The organism is Alteromonas ulvae (genome assembly GCF_048987005.1).
Lineage (GTDB): Bacteria > Pseudomonadota > Gammaproteobacteria > Enterobacterales > Alteromonadaceae > Alteromonas.
Genome location: NZ_CP185261.1, coordinates 2,044,344 through 2,067,378, shown reverse-complemented (window position 1 = coordinate 2,067,378; position 23,035 = coordinate 2,044,344). Strand labels below are relative to the sequence as shown.

The 23,035-nt window shown below is 43.0% G+C and carries 15 protein-coding genes and 1 pseudogene; 6 read left to right on the top strand and 10 right to left on the bottom strand.

Features of this window, described 5'->3' with window-relative positions:
* Positions 1 to 73 precede the first annotated feature (73 nt).
* Entirely contained in the window at positions 74 to 757 is a 684-nt protein-coding gene (locus tag ACOJR9_RS09030) for a heavy metal response regulator transcription factor (protein ID WP_013783912.1), read from the top strand.
* Positions 741 to 2,138 carry a heavy metal sensor histidine kinase gene (locus ACOJR9_RS09025; protein WP_032094236.1) on the top strand — a complete coding sequence of 466 codons (1,398 nt, stop codon included), beginning with the start codon at positions 741 to 743 and terminating at the stop codon, positions 2,136 to 2,138. The genes ACOJR9_RS09030 and ACOJR9_RS09025 overlap by 17 nt, the downstream gene beginning before the upstream one ends.
* 281 nt (positions 2,139 to 2,419) lie before the next feature.
* Here ACOJR9_RS09025 and ACOJR9_RS09020 read toward each other — a convergent pair whose 3' ends face one another.
* From ACOJR9_RS09020 to smc, 4 genes and pseudogenes are all read right to left on the bottom strand, one after another.
* Positions 2,420 to 4,354, bottom strand: a complete 1,935-nt coding sequence (locus tag ACOJR9_RS09020; protein ID WP_032094237.1) for a BRCT domain-containing protein — start codon at positions 4,352 to 4,354, stop codon at positions 2,420 to 2,422.
* 187 nt (positions 4,355 to 4,541) lie between these two features.
* Positions 4,542 to 5,570 (bottom strand): annotated as a pseudogene (ligA, locus tag ACOJR9_RS09015) (NAD-dependent DNA ligase LigA); the annotation flags it as partial.
* Positions 5,571 to 5,874: 304 nt separating this feature from the next.
* Positions 5,875 to 7,539 (bottom strand): cell division protein ZipA, encoded by a 1,665-nt coding sequence (zipA, locus tag ACOJR9_RS09010; RefSeq protein WP_420935936.1) that lies wholly within the window; start codon positions 7,537 to 7,539, stop codon positions 5,875 to 5,877.
* Between the two features lie 19 nt (positions 7,540 to 7,558).
* Entirely contained in the window at positions 7,559 to 11,107 is a 3,549-nt protein-coding gene (smc, locus tag ACOJR9_RS09005; protein WP_420935935.1) for a chromosome segregation protein SMC, read from the bottom strand.
* Between the two features lie 680 nt (positions 11,108 to 11,787).
* Here smc and cysZ point away from each other — a divergent pair.
* Positions 11,788 to 12,537, top strand: a complete 750-nt coding sequence (cysZ, locus tag ACOJR9_RS09000; protein ID WP_420935934.1) for a sulfate transporter CysZ — start codon at positions 11,788 to 11,790, stop codon at positions 12,535 to 12,537.
* A 24-nt stretch (positions 12,538 to 12,561) separates the two neighbouring features.
* Here the strand turns inward: cysZ and ACOJR9_RS08995 are convergent, their stop codons facing one another.
* Positions 12,562 to 14,322 (bottom strand): sel1 repeat family protein, encoded by a 1,761-nt coding sequence (locus tag ACOJR9_RS08995; RefSeq protein ID WP_420935933.1) that lies wholly within the window; start codon positions 14,320 to 14,322, stop codon positions 12,562 to 12,564.
* 13 nt (positions 14,323 to 14,335) lie between these two features.
* Complete coding sequence (gene nlpI / locus ACOJR9_RS08990) at positions 14,336 to 15,238, bottom strand: lipoprotein NlpI (protein ID WP_420935932.1); 903 nt, start codon at positions 15,236 to 15,238, stop codon at positions 14,336 to 14,338.
* Between nlpI and cdd the strand changes: the two genes are divergently transcribed.
* Entirely contained in the window at positions 15,216 to 15,782 is a 567-nt protein-coding gene (cdd, locus tag ACOJR9_RS08985; protein ID WP_420935931.1) for a cytidine deaminase, read from the top strand. The two genes, nlpI and cdd, sit on opposite strands and share 23 nt — an antisense overlap.
* A 167-nt stretch (positions 15,783 to 15,949) precedes the next feature.
* Here the strand turns inward: cdd and ACOJR9_RS08980 are convergent, their stop codons facing one another.
* The 3 genes from ACOJR9_RS08980 to ACOJR9_RS08970 form a co-directional block, all read right to left on the bottom strand.
* The gene (locus ACOJR9_RS08980) at positions 15,950 to 16,075 is read right to left on the bottom strand and encodes a hypothetical protein (RefSeq protein ID WP_420935930.1); all 126 of its coding nucleotides are present in this window, start codon (positions 16,073 to 16,075) and stop codon (positions 15,950 to 15,952) included.
* Between the two features lie 61 nt (positions 16,076 to 16,136).
* Positions 16,137 to 17,876, bottom strand: a complete 1,740-nt coding sequence (ggt, locus tag ACOJR9_RS08975; RefSeq protein WP_420936093.1) for a gamma-glutamyltransferase — start codon at positions 17,874 to 17,876, stop codon at positions 16,137 to 16,139.
* Between the two features lie 32 nt (positions 17,877 to 17,908).
* Positions 17,909 to 18,673 (bottom strand): enoyl-CoA hydratase, encoded by a 765-nt coding sequence (locus ACOJR9_RS08970; protein ID WP_420935929.1) that lies wholly within the window; start codon positions 18,671 to 18,673, stop codon positions 17,909 to 17,911.
* Between the two features lie 116 nt (positions 18,674 to 18,789).
* Between ACOJR9_RS08970 and rrtA the strand changes: the two genes are divergently transcribed.
* Positions 18,790 to 19,374, top strand: a complete 585-nt coding sequence (rrtA, locus tag ACOJR9_RS08965; protein WP_420935928.1) for a rhombosortase — start codon at positions 18,790 to 18,792, stop codon at positions 19,372 to 19,374.
* 65 nt (positions 19,375 to 19,439) lie between these two features.
* Here the strand turns inward: rrtA and ACOJR9_RS08960 are convergent, their stop codons facing one another.
* Positions 19,440 to 21,926 (bottom strand): prolyl oligopeptidase family serine peptidase, encoded by a 2,487-nt coding sequence (locus ACOJR9_RS08960; protein WP_420935927.1) that lies wholly within the window; start codon positions 21,924 to 21,926, stop codon positions 19,440 to 19,442.
* Positions 21,927 to 22,176: 250 nt separating this feature from the next.
* Between ACOJR9_RS08960 and ACOJR9_RS08955 the strand changes: the two genes are divergently transcribed.
* Entirely contained in the window at positions 22,177 to 22,731 is a 555-nt protein-coding gene (locus ACOJR9_RS08955; protein ID WP_420935926.1) for a glutathione peroxidase, read from the top strand.
* The last annotated feature ends 304 nt before the right edge of the window (positions 22,732 to 23,035 follow it).

Here is a 23,035-nt window from a genome sequence, read left to right as displayed (position 1 = left end):
CTCGAACACCCACTTGTTAAACATTTAGCAACACTAAGTACCGAAATCGCATTAAACATGACGTGAGTGAACTATGAAAATTTTGGTAGTCGAGGATGAAAAGAAAATCGGTGACTATATAAAGCAAGGACTAACAGAGTCTGGATTTGTCATTGAACTCGTGCGCAATGGTTTAGACGGTCATCATAAAGCGATGACAGGCGAGTTTAATCTAATAATATTAGACGTCATGCTCCCAGATATTAATGGTTGGCGGATTTTAGAGTCATTACGTCAATCTGGCAATCAAACGCCGGTATTGTTTTTGACAGCGAGAGATAGTGTAAATGACAGAGTAAAGGGTCTAGAGCTGGGCGCTGACGATTATCTAGTCAAGCCTTTTGCTTTTGCAGAATTGTTGGCTAGAGTCAGAACCCTTTTTCGAAGAGGAAATACAGTAGCTGCCAACCTGCTACAAGTCGCAGACTTACAAATGGACATCCCGTCTCGTGTTGTAAAACGCGCTGGCCAATCCATTAACTTGACAACAAAAGAGTTTTCGCTTTTAGAACTCATGGTCAGAAGACAAGGAGAGGTGCTTCCTCGCTCCTTGATTGCGTCTCAAGTATGGGATATTAATTTCGACAGCGATACAAACGTCATCGATGTAGCGATACGCCGCTTAAGAGCTAAAATTGATGATGCATTTTCCCCTAAATTGATTCAAACGGTTCGTGGTATGGGATACAAGTTAACAACTGATGAAGAGCAAAATTAAAAGGCAAAAGCCGTATTCAATTTCCTTTCGAACAATGGTATTTGTGGGAATAGCTATCTTTGTGTGTTTGGGCGTTATGGGCACACTCGTAGTCACCTCCATCGAAGATCATTTTCAAGAACAAGATGCCGATGAGCTTGATGAGGTGTTTCATGCCATTAAGTTAAAGCTCGAAAAGTCACATAATCAGTCAGTACAACCCAGTAAGCTTTTATTTCAGGCGGTTTCAGGACATCATGGTGTGTACTATTATGTTGAGGATGCCGAAGGAGATACAATATTTTCAAGCGAAGGAGCCGACTTTTCTTTCTTTCCTAAAACAGCCAAAACATACACATCAATTAATCCCGCAGACATGCTGTTATTTAGCGATGAAAACCATATGCATAGAGCCATTAAATTAGGTTTTAATACGCATGATACTAGCTATACCATCATCGTTGCTTCAAACATGGAATTTCATATGACATTTATGAACAGCCTTTTGAAATCGATTATTGGCATCATTATTTGTTCGGGCATTATTACAGTCTTAGCTGCGCGTTTTGCGATTTACAGAAGCCTATCACCATTGAGAAAGCTTACGCGAAAAATTGAAACCATCACCGCCGATAATCTTGATATACGACTAAACCCAGATGTGGTACCGGAAGAATTAATCACTCTAGTAAGTTCTTTCAATACCATGATTGAGCGGCTTGAGGATGGATTTGAAAAACTATCCCACTTCTCAGCCGATATCGCGCATGAATTACGAACCCCAATAACTAGCTTAACTACCCAAACCCAAGTGATGTTGGGACAAGCTCGGTCAAATGACGAATATGCTGAAATACTTTATTCGAATTTAGAAGAATATGAGCGTATGACGAAAATGGTAAGTGATATGCTGCTATTAGCTAAAACCGAGCACGGTCTTATAAAGCCATCAATTGAACCTTTAGATATTCAACAGGAAATATCAAGCCTACTCGATTACTTTAATTTACTCGCTGACGAAAAGCATATAAACATCCAAGTCACCGCATCCGCCCTTACTATTCAATGCGATAAAACCATGTTCCGACAGGCAATAGGAAATCTGATTTCAAATGCGATTAGACACGCTCCTAGTAATAGTACGGTAGAGATCAAAACGGAGTCCAAAGGAAAAAAGCAGAAAATAATGGTGTTAAATAACGGGGAGAAAATTGAGCCTCAGCATATTCCCAAATTGTTCAATCGTTTCTATCGAGTTGACCCATCTCGACAAAGAGATGGGCAAGGTACAGGCCTTGGATTGACTATTGCTAAATCTGTGATGAAAATCAATGGAGCCGATATGTACGTCGAATCAGATGAAAGTAAGACGGTTTTTATTATCGAGTTTAGCGATACTTAAAAATAAGATGATGACGACGGGTAATCATGTTTGGAAAATTGCTAATTTATCGGGCTATTTATTGAGGTCGCAATATGAATTAAATTAAGACTTATGAACATGTTAATTAGAGCATGTTCAAATATTAATAAAATAAATGAAAATTATTTTGAACATGCTGCATTACATGAGCCCAATTTGTCGTTAGATTATTTATTGGTCTGACTAACGGGAAAACCTATTTTAATTATCGTGTATTCTTACAACCGTGTTACCCATTTCGCCAAATCAATAAAGGAGCTTTACCTAATAAAGTCAAGATACTGCTGCTCTGACAAAACTTTTACTCCTTTGTCTTTTGCTGCGTTAATTTTAGTTTCGCCAACTTTATCGCCTGTCACAAGATAAGTTGTCTTTGAAGTTACCGATTTTCCAACTTTTGCGCCTAGGGCTTTAGCCTTCTTTTCCATATCTGATCGGGAACCTTCAATCATAGTGCCTGTAAAAACGATTATAGCTCCAGATATCGGTGATGACAATTTTTCAGTATTTTCTATAGCTGTTGGTCTTAATGCAAAGCCTAAATCATAAACCTTAAAAAATTCTTCCCTTATATTTTCTAAACCCTCTTTAATAGCCTCAGCGCTAATTTCAGCGAATCCATCAATTTGGATCATGTCAGAAACTGTGAGTTCAAATAAACTAACTAATGAATGATGTTCTAGAAGTTTTTCGCAATTCCCTGAACCTAACCGGCTAACCCCAAACGCAGATAGGAATCGCCAGTCTTCAATCTCAATACTTCTGCTCGCTTGGAGTTGATTAAATAAATTTATCGCCGTCTTCTCACCAAAGCCAATCCTTAAGAAATCGTCAACTTCTAAGCCATATATTTCATGGATATATTTAACTCCAAAGCTGGTCAGCTTTTCAATCGTCTTAGACCCAAACCCATCATTATTACCAAGAGTTTTGAAAAAATGAACTAAGGTGTTTTCAGTTTGCGCGGGGCAGTCTATTTTATTAGGACAAATTAAATTATCTGATTCCCACAACAAATGAGATCCGCAACTGGGGCATGAATCAGGAATATCAGGTGCAACCTTCGTTAAGACCTCTTCAATTTTGGGAATTACTAAACCACTTCTCACCAACCTAATTATAGCGCCAGCTCCAACGCCATTTGTTTTGACCATATTGTAATGGTGAACTGTCACTCTGCTTATAGTGACTCCACTTAATTTCGTTGGCACAAGTTCGGCTACAGGTGCTATCCTTCCAGTTCTTGATGTTTGTGGTATAACCCTAACTACTTCGACATTTGCAGATTCTTCATTTACTTTAAATGCTATTTGCCACCTATGGTTACGTCTTGTCGCGCCCATATACTTTTTAATAGTCTCATTTGTAGTCTCTAAAATTACACCATCCACATCAAAGTCTACCGAACTCCAAATACCCTCAACGATTGATTCAAACTCATCCATCAACACCGAAATTTTGACTGTATTATTTTTAAGAAGAGCGAAGGGATAAAATACACATGCGCCATCTTTTATAGCCTTCTGGATTCTGTTATCAACCTTCTTTTCAGCTATAATAGCGGCTTGGATATTTCTAGAATTTTCAAAATAACTACTGAGTACCTCAGTGAAATAACTTTTTTTAATGACTATTTCACCGGGCCCCAAACCACGCTCTCCGGAGTTGGCTACCTTCAATCCGCGTTTAAATGCTCTTGTTACATCTTGTCCTCTATAACCATCCCCTCTGGTATATAGAGTATCACCGTCATCAAAGGCTGCATAACCATCGAGTTTAGGTGTCACCCTAATATCAATCTCTTCTTCAGGTACATTCGTCTCTTGAGCTGCTTTTTGTATTCTCTTTACCCACTTCTCGATATCTTGAAGTGAATATGCTTTTTCCGTTGACAACATTCTTTCTGGAAGTTCGACTGTTTTAGACTCAATTAAAGGCTCTGGCTCAACAGTGTTAAGGTATGGATGAAGATGATTTTGATCTCGCAATAATGAAATGTATATATCATATTGCTTATCTGACAGAATCGGACTACCCGCCCGATAAAGGGCGTTGGATGCTTTTAGAATAAATACTAACTCTTCAGTATTTAAGTCTGACCGAGAGAACAACGATACTAATTTTTCTGGCTTAAATTCTTCACCTATCTCATTCAATATTTCCAATTGTTCTTTGGTAAAGTCAATATTCAGCATATCAAAGCCCTCCATTTAAACGAACAACTAAGGTGGTATTGTTATATCCTAATGATGGCTGATAAATATCCGTTTGGAAAAACGATGTAAGGGTATCGTTGAGACCTTTTGTGAAGACATTAATTAAATAATGTAACTTGAGTATTTGAACAAATCTATTTGAAACAATTTTGTCCATGGTGACACCCATCGCGCCAGTTCGGCCAACCTGAAATTCTACGTCTAATAAAGTCGTCACCTCTTCTTGGGCCGGGAATTTTTGCGCAATGGCCCAGCGCGGTGCTCTGGCAACAAAACCGAGCGTGCGTTGAATGGCTATATCATCAACTTTAAATACAACGCCATCGATGTCGTAAGGAAGCGCATCACGTTTATTCAGTATTGTGTTGTAATACGCTAAACAACCGGTTCCACCTTTGGCAGTGCTGACATCAGGGCACAAAGGCAGTCCCCAGGAGGCAAGCTTGTTAAGACGCTCACTGTGAGTATTGGGCAGGTCAAACGATTCAGGATCAACTACGCCAAGTGAATACGAATAAAACATTAGCGGGCGTTTTGCGGTAATTTTGGAGTCTAGTTGTCTTAAACTTCCTGCCGCCGCATTTCGAGGATTAGCAAAGACCTTAGCACCTTTTTCACGCTGGGTATTGTTAAGCTTTTCAAAACCCTCTTTGGGCATGAACACTTCGCCACGCACCTCTACACGGGCTGGCCAGCTATCTCCGCGAAGCGATAAAGGTACATTGGCAATAGTTCTAATGTTGGCAGTAATATTTTCGCCAACCTGCCCATCACCGCGGGTGGCCGCTCGCACAAGCTCTCCATTTTCATAGAGAATACTAACAGCCAGTCCGTCGAGCTTTGGCTCGCAGCTAAATGCGAGGGTTGCAGTATCTTTTAAACGGTCTTTTAAGCGCTTTTCAAAAGCCAATAGCGACGCGTCATCAAATGCATTGTCCAGCGATAGCATAGGCACATCGTGAGTCACTTGCTCAAATGACGACAGCGCCGCCCCGCCCACCTTTTGACTTGGTGAGTTAGCATTGTGTAACTCTGGAAACTGCTTCTCTAATGCAATAAGAGACTGCATATCGCGGTCGTACTGTGCATCAGGCACAGAAGGATCGTCCAGCACATAGTACTGATAGTTATACTCGTTCAAACGTTTGCGAAGCGTCGCAATGTTATTTTTTGCTTGCTCTAGGGTATCTGACATAGAGTCGGTATCACGCCATTATAAAAGTGAAAAACGTTAAACAGATATCATCAGTTTCACTACAGACATCTGTTTAAATGAAAAAAGGACTTGATACCCAAGTCCTGATACATTAGCTGTGTAACATAAATTATGTTTTTACAAGCAATGATTTTGTGAGTAGCACGTTTATGTGCGCTGCTTCCCGAAAAAGCAAGCCTCTAGGTATTTGGTGAAACATACTTTTCAAAATAATTTCCACTTCGCTGACTAATACGCAGCCCCAGTTTAATAACTAAACTTAGCACTGAGATGACGCCTAAGTTTAGCTTCGAGAAATCATTCGCTTTCGCTCAAACTCACGAATTTTCTCAACATATTGCTGCAGCCCTTGTTTCGTTAATACACTACGACGACCATCGAGTACTTGAGCATCAAACTCATCCGCCAATTTGCGAGCCGCGTTGTGCATCATATTAAACACCTGATGCGGATCGCCTTCAATGGGCAAGATCATGAATAAAGAAATGCCTTGGGTGTCAAAATTCTCTAAATTGTCTATATCGAACACACCTGGTTTAAACATGTTAGCAAGGCTAAACAAAACAGGTCCCTTTCCATTTGAGTTCACATGACGGTGGAAAATATCTTGGTTACCAAACTTGAAGCCTAACGTCAGTAACATTGGCAATAAGGCTGCTCCCGATATAGGCGAACCGTTTTTTGCGCGCACATTTAAAACCAGCACTTCCTGAGTCGCGGCATCAGACGACTCTTTGGATGAGACCTGATTTGATGACTGTGTATGGTTATTGTCGAAGTCGATACGCATTTGATCATCACCAAAGTTTGGCTCTTCACGCTTTCTTGCCGCCGATTTTGAGCGCTTGCTTTGCGAGGATCGTTTTCTCTCACTCTCAAGTTCATCATATTTACTGACAACATTTTCGTGTGCGCTTTTCTCAGATAACGAGCCAAAAAGCGAGGGTTCAACTCGCTCGGGCACAGCTGTATTATTGAACTGCCCCTCAACCATTTTGGTCTCTGCATCTCTTCGATTACCAGCACCAGTCTCGGGCGTACCAGTTCGTTCTGCCTTTTCTTTAATATCGTCTCCTTTAGTAGCGTCTACGTACAACGTGGAGGTAGCTTTTGGTACTTCAGAACGCAGGTATTTTTTCGATTCACTCGCTGTATTGACACTGTCGGCTCTTTGATTTGCCGATTCTGGTGAACTATCTTTTGCGCTCGACCTTTCATTAGCCTCTGCACTACCAGTTGAATCAGAAAGCGAGTCTGAACTCATGATTTCAACGTCGCTTTCTTCAACCATCGGGGAGGACGATTCAGATTCCTTTAATAAGAAACCCGGAGGCTCGGGAAAATCAGCTATATTGTCATTTTGAACAGGTGCGGTGTCGCTAGAAGGTCGGCTCTGTCCTTGCAAATGAGGTTTCGGATTAGTAATTACTGAACCATATAGCGTAGAGCGCTGCTCTCGCGCGCCTGTATTTTCTTCTTCAATATTTACTGAGTGTGCGTTGTCAGAAGAGCCTTGCGAATCGCCAGAACCAATGCGGGCAGCGTCAGCGCCATCGTGATCTCTATGTTCCGCTAATGATTGTCTATCTGCATCGTTGGCAAATGTGCTGAAGTCGTCACTGGTATTTCCATGATCTCCGCGGGTACCTGAGGCGCTGTGACCGTCATCTGTTTTTAAACGACTTACATCGGCTTTATCACCATAATATGACGCGTTGCCGCCAATAATACGAACGCTACCTATACCGAGTTCGTCGAACTCAGTGCTTTCAGAGGTTTCATCACCGTAATCATCGCTGTCAGGGCTATCGTTCCAGTGTCGTGGCTCTAAGCGTTCCTTCTCTACTGGCTTACTGTTTTTTCTGATTTTCCATATACCATGGGCCAAAATACCTATGATAAAAACAGAACCACCTAACAGTAAAAATAGACGTAATTCATCTTCCATTTTATTCTTTCGCCCTTTGTTATGCTTCTGCGAATGCAACGGCTTCGTCAACATCTACAGCCACCATTCGTGACACTCCTGGCTCTGCCATTGTGACGCCAGTAAGGTGACTTGCCATTTCCATCGCTATTTTATTATGGGTTATGTATATAAACTGCACTGTCTGAGACATTTCCGACACCAAATTACAAAACCGTCCAACGTTTGCGTCATCTAACGGTGCGTCAACTTCATCAAGTAGGCAGAATGGCGCCGGATTTAACCTAAAGATTGCAAAAACTAATGATAAAGCGGTTAACGCTTTTTCTCCACCGCTTAAAAGATGAATTGTGCTATTTTTCTTACCAGGAGGCCTAGCCATTATAGTTACACCCGTTTCGAGAAGATCGTCATCAGTAAGAGCAAGGTAGGCAGAGCCACCGCCAAACACCTTTGGAAACAATATTTTTAAATCTTCATTGACCTGCTCGAAGGTATTTGAAAAACGTGTTTTTGTTTCTTTATCAATTTTACGAATAGCAGATTGAAGGGTTTCCAGTGCGTCGGTTAAATCATTATTTTGCTCATCAAGATGGGCCTTTCGCTGTGATTGGCTCTCAAACTCATCCACTGCGGCCAAGTTCACTGCACCTAAGCGCTGTAAACCTGCTTGTGTTTTTTCCAACTCTTGTTGCCAAAGCGTTTCATCAGCATCACTTGGCAATTCAGCCAACAGTAATTTAAGAGACTGATTTGACTCTTCAAGCTGCTCTAATACCGTATTGGCACGAACACGAAAGCCTTCAATTTCTATATTTAAAGCATCAATATGCGCTTGCCTAGCTTGAATGTCTTTCGCTAATGACTGCTGCCCTTTTTCGGCTTCCCGCAGCCATTGCTCTACCTCTTCTAAGCGCACACGTGCCTCACTGCGCGATTGTTCAAGCTCCGTTTTAGTGTGCAGTAAATGCTGTAGCTCTTCGTGCTGAAGTTCTTGTGGTGAAGTAAGTTTTAACAGCTCGTCTTTTAGCCTAGCGGTGGTTTCAGCGTACTCACTCATCTGACTTTTATTACGCGTAACCTGTTCGCGATACAGCTGCTGGTGGTTATCTAACTGCTGTTTCTTTAATGCAAGTTCATGTTTTGTAGACGTTAGCATCTCAACTTGTCCGCGAAGCTCGTTGAGATTGCGCTCTGCTAGCTCGCGCTTTTCAACCACGCCACTCATGTAATCCTCAGACTCAATAAGCTGAGCCTCGTGCACGGCGAGATCTTCAGAAAGCTGTTCTAACTGCGCTTCCTCGTCTTTGTGCAATTCTTGCTGAGATAAGAGTTCGTCGTATAATTTTTTGCTTCTAGCTTGTTGCTGGTGTTGCTGCATATCAATTAATGAACGGGCGTTCTTTAATTGCTGCAAAGCACCTTCGCTTTCCATTATCGATGATTGTAGACGCAGCTTTGCCTCTCGTAACTGATTGAGGTTTTGCTCTTCTCTTTCTACCGCATCAATACAAACGCTTTTAGCCTGCGCTAATTCAACGAGCTCAAGCTCAAGTTGATAGAGTTTATTGGCTCGTTGCAATACACCATCTTCAATGTCACCCGGCTTTAGTATCCAATGGGCACCACGCCATAGGCCAGATAATGAAATAGCACTTTTGCCAGTTTCAATTAACTGCTGCTCGACTTTGGCAGTAAATAGCTCGCTATCTGTTTCGACAAGTAAAACATCGTTTAAAAAATCAGGTACTTTTTCGTTCTGTTTCTGCTCAAGAAGTGCATGCGCTAATGTGCCAGTATGAGCATGGGTAATGAAAACGTGATGGGTATAAATTCGCACGCCATTGGGTAATGCACTGCTTGCTTCATAGAGTGCAGGAACATCGTTTTGGTTTGCGAGTAAAGGCTGATTGAGCTGATTGAGAATAACTTCGATACACGGGGCAAGGCGCTCAGGTGCCCTCATTGATTGCCACAGAGTTTCCGCTATTTTCTCTTTATTATCATGGCTATCTTTACTGTCATGACTTTCTTTACCGCCGTCGTCCTTACTGTCATCACTGCCGAACTGTCGCGAAGCGTCACTTTGTAGCGCTGACAACGCCGTGTAGCTAGACTGTACGGATTGCCATTTACTTTTCACGCTATCAAGTTCAGAAACACGCTGCTTCACCGTGTTTATCGCCAGTAATTCATCCCGCTCTATATCGTGGATAGCATCTTTTTGTTCACTTTGATTAATTTCAGCTTCTTCTAGCTGCGCGTCCAATAACGCACTTTGCTCCTCGTAATCTTCATTCTCAGTTTGTGCTAATTCTTGCTGAATGTCAGAAATTCGCTGTGACGTTCTTAGCTGCACGCTCATCAAAGACTGAATTTGACTATGGCATTGCTGCACTTTGCTTTTTAGTTGATTATACGTGGATTCTTGCTCTCGCGCCCTTGCATTAAAATCACGCAGTGCTTGCTCCGCGTCGTCAAATCGCTCCTTAACGCTATACAGCTCCGCTTCTTTAAGCTCAATTTCCGGCTCAATATCGACTAAGGCAGCATTAGAACTAGATAGCGAGGATTGTGCTTCACTCAAGGAGGTACTTAATAGGCTTTGTTGCTGTGCTAACCGCGCAATTTCCTGCTCTACTTGCGACACCCTTTGCTTGGCGTGCAGCGCGTTTTGCTCTAAACGGGTAATGGCAGTGCTTGTTGAGAAGAGTGACTGTTGCAAATCATCTATAGACTGTTTTAACTCTGCCTGCTGCCCTTTATAGGCCATTGCACCCGCTTCATCACCTTGCTGGCGAGCAATTAAGCCTTCCATCTCAGCGGTGAGCACACTTTTGTTTTGTTCTAACTTGTCTATGTGTTCGCTGTTTTTCAAAAACCGAATGGCTGCCAGCTGCCCTTTAAGATCTCTCGCTTGCGCTCTCAACGCTTTATATTTTGTTGCTGCTGCGGCTTGTCTTTGCAGTTTTTCTAGCTGCCTACCCAACTCATCTCTTACATCAGTAAGACGCTCTAAATTGTCGTTAGTATGCTTTATTCTATTTTCTGTTTCTCGTCTACGCTCTTTGTACTTGGATATGCCTGCCGCTTCTTCAATGAATACTCTTAACTCTTGCGGCTTAGATTCTATTAAGCGCGATATCATACCTTGCTCGATGATCGCATATGAGCGAGGCCCCAACCCGGTTCCTAAAAATAGATCGGTTACATCCCGCCGACGACATTTCGCCCCATTAAGGAAATAGGTAGATTGCGCCTCTCGCGTAACGAGACGTTTTACAGACAGTTCGTTGTAGTTGGCGTATTCACCAGATATTCGACCAGCACTATTGTCAAATATTAACTCGACACTGCATTGGCCAACGGGCTTTCGCGATGATGAACCGTTAAAAATAACGTCGGTCATCGCATCACCACGCAAGTTCTTAGCCGAACTTTCACCAAGTACCCAACGAACAGCATCAATAACGTTAGATTTTCCGCAACCATTTGGCCCAACTACAGCCGTCATTTCACCAGGAAATGGAATAGAGGTTGGCTCAACAAAAGATTTGAAGCCCGCTAGCTTTATCTTTTTAAGTCGCACACAAATTCCTCAGTCGCTGGCTGCCACCCATATGCACAGTGCTACTCATAGGCACAGTGCTAGCCAAGAAAAAAGTGCCATTAGTATTGCAGCAAAAGTGATGCGACACTGTTGTTGATACTTAGCTGAATAGCTAAGCGGATAGCTGACTACAGTGTTAACTAAGCAGTAAAGTAAATAGCTAGGCGAAAAATTAAGGGTAATCACGTTAGTTGCGTATACCAGTTAAAATGCAATTACACGTAGAATGCAATAGCACCTTGTTTTAGTTGTTTTTATTTTAAAGACTTTATCAAAACATACAGCTTGTAACAATTAACATTTATGTCTGACGCCCCTAGGGCGTGTTGATCTTTGCTGTACGAGTTTTGGGCTAAATGGAAGCATTTTAATCGCGAAGCAGTCCTGTAGGCCTAGTGGGCTAAGTCAAAGGGCTGCGACAAAGAGTAAAATGCTTCCATAACGCCCCCTTCGGGCAGCGCCTGTGAGCTATTTACTCTGCGTTGAATGGTTTCGATTTAGCCCACTACACCTTCAACCATTCGCCTTGATTAAATAGCTCACAGACCGTTGCAAAAATGTACAACAAAGATCAACACGCCCTTGATATTAAGATGTTATGATCATTTTTTTATAACGTTTCATATTACCGAAGCAACTGATTTATCAAAGGAGAGCGAATGAGTTCTGGCGGCGTTCACTATTTTTTTATGGGTTTTTCGCTCATTAAAACCAAAGGGCTAAAACGGTTCGTTTTTGTTCCCTTTAGCATTAACCTTATTCTGTTTTCGTTGGCCTTTTATTTCCTATTCGGCCAAATTGAAGCTGGGATCAGCTATGTAATTAATTTAGTCCCAGAATGGTTAGGTTGGGTTAAAACAGCAATTACCTTTTTATTGTGGCCACTGGCAGTAATAAGCGTTTTATTAATATTTGCGCTTATTTTTGGCACCCTTGCCAATTGGATTGCCGCCCCGTTTAACGGCGTTTTGTCAGAAAAAGTAGAGCGCCATTTATCCGGTGAGGCATTAGGCGATGAAGGTGTAATGGCATTGGTTAAAGACATACCGCGCACTATTGGTAGAGAAGTGACAAAACTCGCATGGTATTTACCTCGCGCTATTGGCTTTCTTATTCTGTTTTTTCTACTACCCGTTATTGGCCAAGTACTGTGGTTTCTCTTTAACGCTTGGATGATGGCGATTCAGTACTGTGATTATCCTTACGACAATCATAAAGTGCCCTTTACACGTATGCGCCTTCATTTATCAGAACACAAAGGCAAGGCGATAACGTTTGGCATGATGGTGAATGTGTTTTCACTTATTCCCGTGGTTAACTTTATTATTATGCCAGTTGCCATTTGTGGCGCGACAGCAATGTGGGTAAATGAACTGAAGCAAGACGCACAAACGTCGCTGGGAAACTAGGTAGGTTAAAGAGTCTTTGTTTTATTAAGAGGTTTTACCAACAAAAGCTTCATATTTGGCAAGCCAATGAGCGGCCTCTTTTTGGTCGCCTTGGTGGTGAAAGGCTTGAAAGAAGTTCATGGAGATAGGACGTTGAGCCTGCTGTTTCTCAAGCTGCTGTTGCCATAGCACCAAGTACAGTGGCGGTATGGCTCCTGTATCATGGTGTTCCATAAAAGTAATACGCCTGCTTGGCTTATAGCTATTTTTCGATACGCCTTCACAGGTTTTGGCTTTTGCCACTATTGTGTTGGGGTCTATTTTCGCCCAACGAGACACGGTATCGATAGGGGCGTAATAGTGGGGGCTATCAATCACCAGGTTTGGCGGTGAAAAATCGTTAATGCGCTGAATATCGCATATCTTTCTAGCCATGCTTCTGGCAATGGGATATTCATCGGCAAAACCTGCAAAATGCGCTAACTCATGCACAAACACCGAATACGTATCACCAATGTCTAAAAACATCACCCCATTTTGAACGTTTGCTTTTCCCTGCTTAGCAACCACTACCGCGTGGCTAAACTGCCTCGTTTTCGCGATATTAGCTAATGGCCTTACGTCGCATCCCAGCACGTTTCTATTATTGTAATCGTCGCTGCATGACAACGCGTCTTTTGGTAACCAAATTGGCGGTGCAACGCAGAGGGATAACGACGCTAGCCGCTCGTCGCTATTGAATTGGCGATAAAAACTATCGGCACGGATCATGGTTGCCAGCGAAGCGGCAAATGGTTGAATTCGTTGCAAACACTGATTGCCACCAGCCCAGTCAAACGGCTTTACATCGCCAAGCGCGGTGACGCTGTAACGCTGTGTAATGGCAAGCGCATCTTTTGCCTGTTGCTGACCTAGATCAGCGGCCTTCCTTAAGTAGGTTTTTGCTTCATCAACGTTGCCCTCATCCCATAACAAGCGACCATACTTAAATGCGCTTTGCATATCTAATGATGCCGTGGCGGCAAGTAAAGGCTTAGCTTTCTTGTTTTGATCATGCAGCAAATACCAGTCGGCCAGTGCCGCTTGGGCAGGCAAATATTCCTGTTCGGCAGCGCGAATTAACCACTTCTCTCGCTTGTCAGGAGACTGCGACGACATGGCGTACGCCAATTGCGCTTCAGCAACATTGCCTTTAGCGGCAAGGGCCATAAAACGCTCTGAAGCACTCTCCTTACCTATAAGCTGGTACAGCAGCCACGCTGCATCTGCATTATCTAACGACACTAGGTTCTCAAGCCAATAAATAGGGTCTAGCTTTGGTACTTGACCTCTTGTTTTGTTTGCTGGTAGCGCTTTTATCTGTTCTTGCGTTAGCGCGCCTGGCTCTTGTGATAACTCCTGAGATAGCTCATCAGAAACCAGCAAATGACCATTTAAACCAGTAGATGCCCCTGGCGGAGTTTGAAAATGTAACTCTGGATTTAATTGAGTAGACGTTATCTCTTCAATCGAGGCCATTAGTGTTCGCTGCGCTTCATCACTGCCTAATCGCGCTGCGTGCCATAGCAAGGCAAATGCAGAACGCACAAGATGGGTGTTTTCAGCAGTAAATTCGGATGATAGCTTTCGCTGCTCTCGGAACTGTGCTTGGGGTTGTACTTGTGACACAGTCTGGACATGAGAAGGCGCCTGCTCTCGCACGTGTAACAGCGCCGTAGTCGCATTAGCAACAAGTTGGGGGGCATAGCGACCCGTGTCGCCCACTACAATGAGCAGCGCGAACACTGCTAAGAATAAACCGCGCATGGGCTAAGCGTGATTATTCATCATCAATGGACACATCAGCAGAGCGCTGACGGAGTCGGTTTAACTCTATACGAGCATAGCGGTGTTCTACATAATCATACACATTCGTGCTCAGCGCCAGTTTGAAGTAGTTTGACGCTATTCCTCTATTACCGTTTTGACTGTGAAACTTACCCAAATAAAAATACGCCTCACACAGTCTGTCGGTAAGCGCTTTTTGACTGGTAATGCCCTGCAGTAAAGAATTCAGCACTGTATTCTCGTCAACAACACCAAGAAACAAATCGATTAACGAAGTGGCCCAATGCTCGTTATCCAGTAACGGCCTTACCGACGCGAGATATTCAGCGCCTCGCTGTGGTGATATCGCGTGATTGGCAAAATACGACCACAACGCTCTAAACGGGTCTTTTTCGTCTTTTTTAAAGAAGGTATCTAAGTCGCTTGTGGCCAGCTCTGCCCTGCCGCCGTAGTAAAGTGCAATACCGCGATTCAAAAAAGCAAAATCTAAATCGGGATTTATTTCTAACGTTGAATCAAACGCCTCATACGCTTGAATGAAATTGTTTTGCTGAATGTAGTGAATGCCAATTGAATTATAGGCCTCAGCAAGGTCGGGTTTCAGGTTTATCGCCTGACTGTAATCAAACTGTGCTAGCCCGTTTAGCCCTACGCTGTCATATAACATGCCGCGCTGGAAATGAAGTTCTGCTTTGTCGTTATCTGATAACGCGGTACTTGTAAGCACTTGATTATAGCGGGCAATGGCCATTTGCGAACGAGGATTTGCAGGTGCTGGCTCCGCTAAAAGTAAGTTTCCCATTTGACTGCGTTGCTCGGCAGACTGCGTTTGTGCGCAACCGGTTAAAATACAAACGAATAAAGAAAAAAAGATGAGACTAACGTTTCTGCGCATGGTAAAAATGAATTCTGTAGAAAAAGAAAAAAACCGCCAGTATAGAAAGCATACACTTGATGCGGCACTGATGCCGCCAACCTTCTCGCATTTGATAGGAAAAGTAAAGTGCATTAGGCGGGTAACAAAGGTACCCATGAATAAAAGTAACCTAGAACAACTTTCACAACTTGCATTTAATGCACAACAACACTCACATTCCCCCTACTCTAACTTCAAAGTTGGCGCCGCCATCGAAACAAGTACTGGGGAAACTTTTGCAGGATGTAATGTGGAGAGCGCTGCGTTTCCATTAGGACAATGTGCTGAGGCCACTGCAATTGGCAACATGGTATCTAATGGGCACAAACGTATTGGACACATCGTTATTGCGAGTCCAAACGAAGAATTATGCTTTCCATGTGGTGGCTGCAGACAAAAAATTGCAGAATTCGCCAGCGATGATACGCCGGTTACTATGGTAACAAAGAGTGGAAATTTGCATGAAACCACCATTGGTGAATTACTGCCTAATGCGTTCCGTGCTCACGACCTCGACAAGTAATATTGCGTTACAAATACAAAGTTAAAGCGCTTATATAAAGCCCTTATATAACGCGCTTAGACAAAGCATTAAACAAAACAGCCCAAGGCGTTAAAACCTTGGGCTGTTTTGTTTTACAAAGTCTTTAATCCTGTAATAGCCATAAAGGCTTTATAAATTTTTCACGCTTATGGCTTATCATCGCGGTCGCTGTCTTGGCGCTTGTTTAACTTCACCGCTGCCATAAAGGCAATAAAAAATAGCGCAAAAATAACAACACCAACCCAAATTAACACATTCAGCAAAAAATCCATGTTTCGTTTTCCTTCCTTCTATCGATGTTGCTCTTTGCTACTTTGCAAAAGCGCTAAGCAATTATTTACCGACGGCAATACCTTCTCTTCGAGGGTCTGCCCCGCCAATTAACTTTCCAGACTTAAACTGAATGCCGTGTAATCCGCTGTTTAAATCGATAACTTTTACATTATGACCTAGCGCTTTAAGCGGCTCCTCTAATTCAGCAATAGGCGTACCCTTTTCTAACGCAGTGTAGTCGTTTCTGTTGGTGATCTTAGGAAGGTTTATCGCCTCTTGAATGTTAAGATCAAAATCAATCATACCGATGAGGGTTTGAGCAACATAGCTTACAATTCTTGAGCCACCTGGTGAGCCTACTACCACTTCTAATTCACCGTCCTCATCAAACACCATGGTTGGGCTCATAGCACTACGTGGACGTTTACCGGGTTCAACGCGATTAGGAACGGGAAAGCGATTTTTTGTTGGCGAGAAGGAAAAGTCGGTTAACTGGTTGTTGAGTAAAAAGCCACCTACCATAATGCCTGAGCCGAACATAAATTCGATGCTAGTAGTCATAGAAACCGCATTCCCTTCTTTGTCAACAATGGAAACATGTGACGTATTCGGCAACTCCATTGAAGTGCCCATGGCTATTTCGGTGCCAGCGTAAGGATTGCCCGCTCTCGCTAGATGCCACTTTTCATCGACGCTTATTCCTTCCGCTCTGCGTTGTAAATACGCTGTATTAATCATGGCAGCAAAGGGCAAGTTAGTGTAGTCACTATCTGCTATGTACTTTTCTCTGTCGGCGTAGGAAAGCGCACTGGCTTGGGTATATAAATGAGCAAACTCTGCGGAGTTTGGAGAATACTGACCAATATTTTTATCTTCAAGCATCTTTAAAATTTGAAACACATTGACGCCACCTGAACTGGGTGGCGGCATGCCGCAAATTCGTTTTTCATGATAGTTTCCACAAACAGCATTACGCTTGATGGCTTCATAATTTGCCAAGTCTTCAAGTGACATTTTTCCAGGGTTTATTTCGACAGAATTTACCGCATCAACAATTTCCTGTGCCAACTCGCCTTTAAGCAAATAGTCACTGCCATTCTCGGCAATACCCTTTAGGGTCTTAGCCAATTTTCTATTTTTCTTGGTTGTTCCTTCTTTCAACGGCATACCGGCTGGGAAAAAATAGGTAGAGCTTGCAGGAAACTTTTTAAGACCTGGGTGATAGTCTAGAGCAACCAATTTGGCTAATCGAGGTGAGACTTTAAAGCCGTTTTTGGCAGTCATAATGGCATCATCAAACAAGCTATTCCACGGCAGCGTTCCAAACTCAGCATGGGCTAATTCAAGTGCTTTTACTGCCCCTGGAACGCCCACTGACTTGCCACCAACGACTGCATCAATCCAGCGCATAGGCTCATTACTTTTAATAAACCAGTGAGAATTCACGGCTTTAGGCGCAGACTCTCTGCCATCAAACGTGTGCAGAACTTTGTTTTTGTTATCCCAATAAAGGATGAAAGCTCCACCACCGATACCTGAAGATTGAGGTTCTACCAATGTAAGCATAGATTGAACGGCTATCGCGGCGTCTATCGCGCTACCGCCTTTTTCAATGACGTTCTTTCCCGCCCATGATGCATAGGGATTAGCAGCAACCACCATGTATTCGTCGGCCTCAAATGCTTTCTTCTCTACATACCCAGTAGCCGCTTCAGGCTCCCCGACTTCTCGAGCCTGTTTGCCGTGTACATTGGAAAGTAAACTGCTAATTAACACAAACACCAATACTGATGTGCTTATCAAAGAACTGAACCTCAAAATCGTGTTTCCTCTTATTTAAATTTCTCTGGATTAATAGGGCGCTTTTTCAAAAACGCGTCAAACGCTTCTTGTGCAGCAGGAGTGCGCAACGCCTCTAGGAAAATATCAAATTCGGTATTCATTTGCTGATTGACATAATCAGCTTCACCTTTGAGTAGCGCTTTTGTCTGCAATAAAGCAAAGCTGGGTTTACTTATCAATTTTTGAACTGTCGCTGAAACTGCATCATCGATGGTTTGTGACGACACCACTTCAGTGAGCATACCAAACTGATATGCGTCATCGGCTGTGAACGGTTCGCCTAGCATCAACCATTGAGCAGCTTTAATATGTCCCGCCACTTTGGGTAAAAGATAACTTGATGCATATTCAGGAACAAGCCCTAAATTGATGAAAGGGAGAACAAATCGGCTGTCTTGTGTGGCATAAACAAAATCACAATGTAATAGCAAGGTCGTTCCTATTCCTACTGCTAACCCATGCACTTGAGCAATAACGGGCACAGAACAGGTCATTAGTGAACGCATGAACGCCGCCGTTTCGGGTACCTGGGCCCCTTCTTTCTGTGCGGCAAAGTCGTTGATATCGTTACCCGCGGTAAAACAGTCGCCGTTTCCTTTAATTACAACGGTCTTGGTTATTCCATCGTTTTTGATACCAAGAAGCGCGTCTGCCATTAGCTGATACATTTCTCGAGTCAAGGCGTTCTTTTTATCCGGTCTATTGATCGTAATGGTAAGAGTATGATTATTTTGCGAGGTTAAAACTAAAGACATTATCTTTCCTTTTCTGTCGACATTTTTATGGTGTCGGGCGCATATCTATTTTCACCCGAAGGCTAATTTTCTGTATCATAGTGGTCAAACTCAAAATAAAAAAATAACTAACGCTGATGATTTCACTGCCGTTTTCGTTTAAGTACAGTGCAGGCCCCTTAATAATAGCGCTATGCGCTTTAATTGCCTTTTTCTTTGAACCCCAGGCAAGCGAATGGCTAGCCTACGACCGTTACGCCATACAAGGGCTGGATACGTGGCGATTAGTAACGGGTAATTTTGTGCATACCAATGGGTATCATTTATTGCTCAATATCGTTGGGCTAGTTTTATTATGGGCATTACACGGTGAGCACTATCTGCCAGCCCGCTTTTTGAAAGTATTTGTGTGGTGTTGTTTAGCCACCAGCGCAGGCCTTTATTTCTTTTCTGAGAGCCTTATCTGGTATGCCGGTCTATCAGGTGCTTTACACGGATTATTTGTGTGGGGGGCCTGTATGGATATAAAAGAAAAAATGACATCAGGATGGCTTCTGCTTATAGGCATCGCTATCAAGGTGGTCTACGAACAATACAACGGCAGTAGCACTCAGGTTGCTGAGCTAATCAATGCAAGAGTAGCGGTTGATGCCCATATGTTTGGTGCAGTAGGCGGATTGATTATATTTTTGCTCATGATAAGTACTGCAAAGCGGGCGTAAAACATAGGATTACTTTTTGTCAAAGCCCAACACATGTTGGGCTTTTTTGTGAATGTTAAATACGACTACAGATTTTCTTCAAATAACTTATAGATCCTGCGATATTCATCTAACCATGAGCTTGGCTGAACGAAGCCATGTGGCTCTACAGGGTATATTGCCGTCTCAAAGTTTTCTTTTTCTAGTTCAATTAACCGTTGAACCAAACGAACGGTATCGTGGAAAAAGACGTTATCATCAACCATAGGCGCATTTATCAGCAGCGGTTTTTCTAACCCTTCTGCAAAATAAATGGGTGAGCTGCGCTCATAAGCAATGGGATCCACATCAGGCGTATTAAGGATGTTAGATGTATACGGCGTATTATAATGCGCCCAATCGGTAACCGGTCTTAATGCGGCACCAGCAGCAAATAAATCTGGCGCAGTAAACATAGACATAAAGGTTAAGAACCCACCGTATGACCCGCCATAGGTACCGATACGCTCTCTGTCTACGTTAGCATTTTCCACTAAATAGTTGATGCCATCGCGTAAATCCTGCACCTCTGGTGTGCCCATTTGACGATAAATAGCCGTTCGCCAATCTCTGCCATACCCAGCAGAAGCACGGTAATCCATATCTAGTACTACATAGCCTTGCTGCACAAGCATGCTATGGAACATGTACTCGCGGAAATAGCCCGACCACCCCATATGGGCATTTTGTAAATAGCCTGCGCCATGATTAAACACAACCGCTTTGTTTTTCTTTGTGCTGTCGTACCCTTCAGGCTGGTAAACACGCGCATAAATTGGCGCGTCGGTATGTGAAGATTCAATGGCAACAATTTGTGGCACAGCCCACGGCAGCGACGCGAAATCGTCGCTGGTGCTAGACGTGATTTGCTGTGCCTTTTGTTGGCTAGCTGACGATTTTACATAAAGTTCAGCTGGCTGATTCACCTTACTGTGGCTTAAAAGCAACGTGGAATCATCGGGACTGAGGGTATAGTCGGTGATGCCGTTAAGATCGGTTAGGGTTTCAATGACCTTTGTTTGCGTATTTACACGGTAAATTTCATAAATACCTGGGTGTTCGCTGTTTGCTTTGTAGTAAATGTATTGGTCATCAGCGGTTAACGTAAGGTCATCAACAATATAGTTGCCGCTAGTTAGCGCAACGGGCGCTTCACCAGGTGTTTGTAAGTATAAGTGCGAGTAACCTGTATGCTCTGATTGGAAGTACAACGTCTCACTATTGTTTAGCCAATCGAAAGAGTTAAAGCGATAGTTTACCCACGCGTCATCATGCAGGCGGTGTTGGTTTTCAAGGGTTTTACTGTCTAAATCGACGGTGGCAATCCATCTGTCTTTGTTGTCCCACGCCTCTAACATAACAGCCACTGCGTTGCCGTTTTTATGCCAGCGTATAGATGGCTTGGTCCAGTACCAGCTTTGTAATAATGTTATTGGGCGAGGCAACCTATTTACTTCATAGGTTTCGCCATTTGCCTTTGCATTCTCAGTTTTCACATCGGCCAATACGTCGTCGTTATATCCGGGTAGGTCGAAATAATTTAACGCTTGTTTTTCACCGGTTGCTAAATTGAGAAGCCACAGTTCGTGGTTTACAGGCTCGGCATCGGCCACACGTTGTCTTACTGATTTAGCCGCAATACGGCTGTCTTCTTGAATATAATGGGGCATGATGTCGCTATCATCACGGGTAGGCTTGCTCTCAGTGGTTGCCACCACGGCAAAATTTCCAGCAGGTGACACGCTTATGCCTGCCAAGCGATGTGATTTATCAAAATAAAACGGTGCAGGTGCTACCCCTCTATTGGCAGCAGCAAGTAACGCATTTGCGCTTTCTTGATCCTCACTTATCTGTCTTTGAAGCTTAATATACTCAATGAGGGATTGCTGTTCTTCCGCAATATAGTCTTTTGCTGGTTCTACCGGCTCCGGCTTATCATCGAACACCCAGCTTACTAACTCTTCTCTTGCGCCATTGGTAAGATCAATAGCAATAAACTTGTTTCCGCTTAGCGCCATTAAACGCCCATCGGTCATAAACGTGAGCGTAGAGAGTGCACTTCCACCGCGGGTAAGCTGCACCGTTTTGCCATTGGTAAATTGCACGTACACGCTATCTTTAAACGTGTAAGCAACAACGCCATCATCCCTCACTACCTTTTCATCAAAACGATACTTATGCATGTCGGCTAATGGAACTTTTGCTTCGTTTTTGAGGGTGCTCGCTTCAACAGCAAATACATCGGTGAGTGTACTATTTTGTTTTTCACGCTCAAAAACAATGGCGCCGCCATCAACCGACCACCCCATGTTAGTTGGCAATGCACCTATCCACTGCGGGTCGGACATAATTCTTTCTAGGGTAATTTCATCCTCACCAGCTGCAGACATCACTGCCGTTTGTGGCGTGACCATCGACTGAATATTATTTGATGGTGTAACTGTATTTGCGTCTTTCTTATCGTTAGTGCTTACACAACCACCTAGTGCAATCGTTACGCTGGCGGCGATGAGCAATGCTTTATATTTTTTCATTTTTTTCATCATTGTTATGTGAAACCCACAGGCATTATACGCAAAGCTATAATCATGTAGTCAACACTCATCGTTATCGTTAGTGAAACAAACGCATAACAAACACACTCATTAATGTTTCTTTTTACAAAGCAGAACCGTATAACTTTACATATAGCGCCTTATAAAAAACCAAACGCGCTATCTTCTGTTGCTGTTAGTTAATTCAGCAACAAATTGAGTTCACATGATATGTCAGAGGGTACGAACAATGAAATTGAAAGGAATTACTGCAGGTGTGGTCACCATAGCAGCTTTGCTTTTCCAGCCAGTTGTGGCAAACGAATGTCCTAGTGTCTTAAAATTTATGAAACGCAAACTCAACTCACAAGAAACCGTTAATTTATGTGATGAGTATGCTGGTAAAACCGTTCTTGTTGTTAATACGGCAAGCTATTGCGGTTTCACGCCTCAATTTGAAGGACTAGAAGCACTATACAGCGAGTATAAAGACGATGACTTTGTGGTATTAGGCTTTCCATCTCACGACTTTAATCAAGAAGCAAAAGACGAAGGCAAAACGGCGGAGCTTTGTGAGCTAACTTATGGCGTTAAATTTCCAATGTTTGAACCCACGTCTGTGCGTGGCGACGATGCTGACCCAATGTATCGCATGCTAGAAGCAGCGACAGGTAAGTCGCCATCTTGGAACTTTAACAAGTACCTCATTGATAAGACGGGCACCAAGATAACGCATTATCCCAGCTCTACAAAACCGACAGATGATAGCTTTGTGGCAGATGTAAAAGCATTAATTAATGACTAACCATCATTTAATTTAGCGTATAAACAGATGCCAATCAGGCATAAAAAAGCCCCGCTACACAGGCGGGGCAAGAAACACACTCAACTTGGAACACACATTTTGAAACAGAAGAACAATTTACTTTCTGTTTACACACACTTGTTAGTCCCCACGAATTAGTAGTAGTTCAACATTTCTTTATTTTTTCGCTCAGAAAGCCATTCCAGTACTAAATTAAGGCTGTCAGATTCGTGTCTTCCTTAAAATCCTAAAACCATCAGAACTCCGACCAAAGAAATAAAACTCACAAAATAACCATAAGTAT

Excerpts from the sequence above, each read along its gene's own strand:
- cysZ (WP_420935934.1), top strand. The coding sequence starts at position 11,788 with ATGAGTTCTGGCGGCGTTCACTATTTTTTTATGGGTTTTTCGCTCATT.
- ACOJR9_RS09030 (WP_013783912.1), top strand. The coding sequence starts at position 74 with ATGAAAATTTTGGTAGTCGAGGATGAAAAGAAAATCGGTGACTATATA.
- ACOJR9_RS08980 (WP_420935930.1), bottom strand. The coding sequence starts at position 16,075 with ATGGATTTTTTGCTGAATGTGTTAATTTGGGTTGGTGTTGTTATTTTT.
- ACOJR9_RS08970 (WP_420935929.1), bottom strand. The coding sequence starts at position 18,673 with ATGTCTTTAGTTTTAACCTCGCAAAATAATCATACTCTTACCATTACG.
- rrtA (WP_420935928.1), top strand. The coding sequence starts at position 18,790 with ATGATTTCACTGCCGTTTTCGTTTAAGTACAGTGCAGGCCCCTTAATA.
- zipA (WP_420935936.1), bottom strand. The coding sequence starts at position 7,539 with ATGGAAGATGAATTACGTCTATTTTTACTGTTAGGTGGTTCTGTTTTT.
- ACOJR9_RS09020 (WP_032094237.1), bottom strand. The coding sequence starts at position 4,354 with ATGCTGAATATTGACTTTACCAAAGAACAATTGGAAATATTGAATGAG.
- ACOJR9_RS08995 (WP_420935933.1), bottom strand. The coding sequence starts at position 14,322 with ATGCGCGGTTTATTCTTAGCAGTGTTCGCGCTGCTCATTGTAGTGGGC.
- ACOJR9_RS08955 (WP_420935926.1), top strand. The coding sequence starts at position 22,177 with ATGAAATTGAAAGGAATTACTGCAGGTGTGGTCACCATAGCAGCTTTG.
- cdd (WP_420935931.1), top strand. The coding sequence starts at position 15,216 with ATGAGACTAACGTTTCTGCGCATGGTAAAAATGAATTCTGTAGAAAAA.
- ACOJR9_RS09025 (WP_032094236.1), top strand. The coding sequence starts at position 741 with ATGAAGAGCAAAATTAAAAGGCAAAAGCCGTATTCAATTTCCTTTCGA.
- ACOJR9_RS08960 (WP_420935927.1), bottom strand. The coding sequence starts at position 21,926 with ATGAAAAAATATAAAGCATTGCTCATCGCCGCCAGCGTAACGATTGCA.
- nlpI (WP_420935932.1), bottom strand. The coding sequence starts at position 15,238 with ATGCGCAGAAACGTTAGTCTCATCTTTTTTTCTTTATTCGTTTGTATT.